Source organism: Emticicia sp. (genome assembly GCF_049241225.1).
Taxonomy (GTDB): Bacteria; Bacteroidota; Bacteroidia; order Cytophagales; family Spirosomataceae; genus Emticicia.
This window is the reverse complement of the sequence record NZ_JBMLRC010000036.1, coordinates 1-3,810: the sequence shown is the minus strand read 5'-3', so window position 1 is coordinate 3,810 and position 3,810 is coordinate 1. Positions and strand designations below refer to the sequence as shown.

At 40.3% G+C, this 3,810-nt stretch carries 2 protein-coding genes and 2 pseudogenes; all 4 read right to left on the bottom strand.

Annotation, left to right across the window (positions count from 1 at the left end; genetic code table 11):
* Positions 1-755, bottom strand: a pseudogene (locus tag ACOVO2_RS02140) (hypothetical protein); the annotation flags it as partial.
* A 22-nt stretch (positions 756-777) separates the two neighbouring features.
* A complete protein-coding gene (locus ACOVO2_RS02135) occupies positions 778-1,605 on the bottom strand; it encodes a sugar phosphate isomerase/epimerase family protein (protein WP_421768388.1) in 828 nt (275 codons plus the stop codon).
* A 33-nt stretch (positions 1,606-1,638) separates the two neighbouring features.
* Positions 1,639-3,513, bottom strand: coding sequence for a heparinase II/III domain-containing protein (locus tag ACOVO2_RS02130; protein WP_421768387.1), 1,875 nt, complete (start codon positions 3,511-3,513; stop codon positions 1,639-1,641).
* Positions 3,514-3,525: 12 nt separating this feature from the next.
* A pseudogene (locus ACOVO2_RS02125) lies at positions 3,526-3,810 on the bottom strand (heparinase); the annotation flags it as partial.

The following is a 3,810-nucleotide window of genomic DNA, read 5'->3' as shown; positions in this document are numbered from 1 at the left end:
GTTCCGTAAATCATTTCGGCACGACGTTTTTCGTCTTTTTCAAGCATTAAAGTGGCCGAAATCCAGTTCGACATAATCCACGGATTCCAATTATTGACTGGTTTTGTTTTACTCATCCAACCGTAACTGTCTGATTTTGTGAGCATTGGCTCAAAAATACGTTTGTTGGTTTCGTAGTAAATTCTTTTGCGGAGAAGCTTACTGATTTTATCTAATTTTTCACCAACAAAATAGTCGGCCATGCCCAAAACAGAAGCAGTTTCGGCCGAAAACAAATCTACAACTGGGTTTTCTACATCGGGTAAACCTCTGATGTGGGCAGGAACACCCCAATAACTTTCTTCACAAATCGACCAAACACCGTTCATGATTGTCTCCACGAATCGACCTTTATTTTCTACACTTTCGGCCAAAATCAAATCGGTTAGTGCATTTCGTTTGCCATAAGAAAGTTTTCCATGACGCTCACGGTCGCCCGAACGCACGTAGTCGAGAGAAGTTGTAGCAGAAATTGCCTCAAACTTAAAATCGAGTAGTTTTTCGCCATTTTTTACGATTTCTTGCAAAACACTGTCAGGCACAGCTGCTTGCCATTCTCCGGGAGTTTTGGGGTATGGGTGATATTCTTTGAGCGGAATCAAAGATTTTTTGACATCATCAAGCGAATATTTTTTGGCAAAAATGTTCCGCTGGCTTACTTGGGCAAAAAGTGTGGTGCTAAAAAGCAGTGTTAAAAAGAATGTTATCTTTTTCATTTGTTTGTCGAGGAAAGAGTTTTTAATAACGGTCCATCATATCTAAAATACCACGTACATAGCCAACCGATTCGGCCAAACCACCTTCGGCATTATCGGCGTCTTTTTCGTATTCGATACTCATAACACCTTGATAATTAATATCTTTGAGTGCTTTCATGAGTTTAGGAATATCAATTACACCACGCCCAATCTGGATAGATTCGCTTTTGGCTACCGTTCCATCAACATCTTTTAGGTGCATATCATACATTCGATGTCCGTATTTTTTGATGGCTTCAATCGGATTCATTCCAAGCCTAACTACGTGACCAACGTCAATACAAAGACCGATTCGTTTATCAAGATTCACAATTTTATCATAGACCGTAGCTGGCGTAGGATACACTTCATCACCAGGTCCATGATTATGAATGGCCAGTTTGATGTCGTTTTCTTTCACATATTTTTCAACCAATGGCAGTAAATCGTGATTAGGCACGCCAATTATCATTTTCATACCAGCCGCTTTGGCGTAGCGAAAAGCATTTTTTACTTCAGCTTCGTTTTTCATGTAAATCACTCCACCACCGTAGATATTCAAGCCTGCTTCTTTGAATTTTGAGATAGTTGCTTGAATGTCGCTATCAGTGGCATCGAGCGGAAGATGAAAATTTTTAAGTGCTATGTCTTTGATATTGAGGCGTTTACAAATATCTATGAGTTGGCTCACCGAATATTTTCGTAGCGTATAAGAAGCCAAGCCTATTGTGAGCTTAGGCGAGGCTGCTTTTTGTTGAAATGCTAATGCAGGAACACTCAAGGCTGTTATTCCTAAGTGTTTCAAAAAAGTTTTTCTTGAATAAGTCATCGTTAAAAAAGGTTAGGGTAAATAGATTTTTGATTATTTCCAGTCTTTCAATGGAAGAATTTTTGTCTTTGAATTTACTTTGTTTGCTTCGGGAATCAATAAAACATCGAGAGAAATACTACTATTGGCTGGAATTTTAATTTCAAAACCTACCAAAGTTGTACCCGTATTCGGGGCATCATAATCATGCGAACCTTGGGTTGACCATGTTTTTAGGGTAACATTGCTCGGGCTACTTACTTTCAGTTGCAGTTTTTTGCCTTTTTGCGTGAGTTCGGCCGTTCCATCGTTATTGATTTTTACCTCAGCGGGCGTAAGCATTACCCAACGAACGGTTGTCTCGTTTTCAGCGGCTGTTATTTCATCTTTTACCAAAACGTATTTTTTGTCGATAATGGCCACTCCTCGATTGACGGATGTAGCTTTACCTTTATAAACCGCACTAATATCGCTGACTGAACTCAAAAAGTTTGGATTTTTGGAAGAATGATTGATGGAAGCATACCCTTCAACTTTCTGAAATTCATTATCGAAAGCGAGTGTACTATGGGCTAAATTATTGTAGCGAAACACCTGCCAACGCTCCGAATTTTGTGCCATTCCCCAAAGTTTTACGCCTTTCGATTCGAGCGATTCGTATTCTTGCATGCCAAAATCCATCGACCAGCGTTCGCCGTTGGCATCCATCACAAACGAACCAACATCCATGTGTCCGTGATTGACCGAGGGCGAACCTGCCTTTAAACCCACATAAATGGCATCGGGCTTCGACCACGAAGTTCGCATCATGGCCACAGGATTTTTTCCTTGACCAACCCAAATCATTTCTTTTGGTTCGGTTACTTTTTCTAAACTAATGTCTTTGCCCCAAATCATGGTAGCGGGCAAAAGTCTATCTCGGTGCATTGATTTGTCTTTGCCTTGTAAATACTGTTTTTCGGTGAATAAAAGACTTGAATTTTTGGTTTTATTGGCAAACCAAAACATGGCCGGGCTGAGCCCGCTGCCATTGCCTGCATCAGAATAATTGAAGTTTTTGCCCGAAGAACCCACCATGTTTTGCATGTAGCTCGCCGTTTTTAGAAATCCTGCCGTTGCTGATAAATCAAAATCAGTCTTGAAAACTCGCTGGATTGCGTCTAAAAACATCACATTGAAACTTGTGCCGTAGCCCCAATAATTGTAACCTTCTGGATATGCTCCTTCGGGTTTATAATCTTCCATAGGTAACTTGATTGACTCAATGGCTCGGTCGATTATTTGTTGGGCAAGTGTGGGATTTTCTTCATAAATCGCCAAGGCTCCGTAGGTCATTCCTGCATTACAAACCTGATTCCAGTTGTGTGATGCTCGTAGCCAACTATTGTACTTTTTATCGAGCGATGGCTCAATCCCTTTTTTTAGAATAGCTTCTTTGATGATTGCCTTTGAGGAAGTGGATAAATCATCGTAAAGCCAATCGTAGCCAATCGAAACGCCCATTGTCATTTCGGCTACATCTAAAAAATGACTCGGATTCCAATCGCTGAATTGCGAAACTTTTACGAGTTCGGTTTCGGCTCTTTCTAAATATTTCTTATCTTTTGTAATGCGGTAAGCGTATGACAAGAAAAAGACTCTTCGCAGACATTCTCTTGATTTATCCAACAATCGACGACCAATTTGAATGCGTTCGAGCGTTGGTAACGGAATAATTTTATTGCTTTCATCAATGATGAGTTGATTAAGACTTGACCAAGTTGGGTCGGCAGCTATGTTTTTGCTGATTGCATTTTCTTCGCCCTCGAGTAATAAAATTCGAGGGTGAACGGGCATTTTAGGAGCATCATTGAGGTACTTCAACTGTGCCAAATTCGGGGTTGCGAAGGAAAATATCGCTATAATGGATAGAATTACTTTAGTTTTCATTGCTTTTTAATATTACCCTTTAGGTGAAAGTTTGATAATTACATTTACTTGCCCAGTTTGATTTGGTAAGCGGAGCATCAATCTCGAATGACCTGTGTTCAATTTTTCGGGAGCTTTCTGTAAAGCTGATTCGACAGTAAACTCAAGGCCTTTGGGTGAAATAATCTCTGCTTCGAGTGTTTTTGAGGTAATGGTTGCGTTTCGCAAAATTGCTTTTCCACCTTTCACGAGTTCGATTGTATTGGCGGTTGTCATTCCCCAAGCTACTTCGGTGCTTTTTGATAAAGTGTGACTATC

Bases quoted from the DNA above. Each gene is read 5' to 3' on its own strand.
- ACOVO2_RS02135 (WP_421768388.1), bottom strand. From the start codon at position 1,605: ATGACTTATTCAAGAAAAACTTTTTTGAAACACTTAGGAATAACAGCC.
- ACOVO2_RS02130 (WP_421768387.1), bottom strand. From the start codon at position 3,513: ATGAAAACTAAAGTAATTCTATCCATTATAGCGATATTTTCCTTCGCA.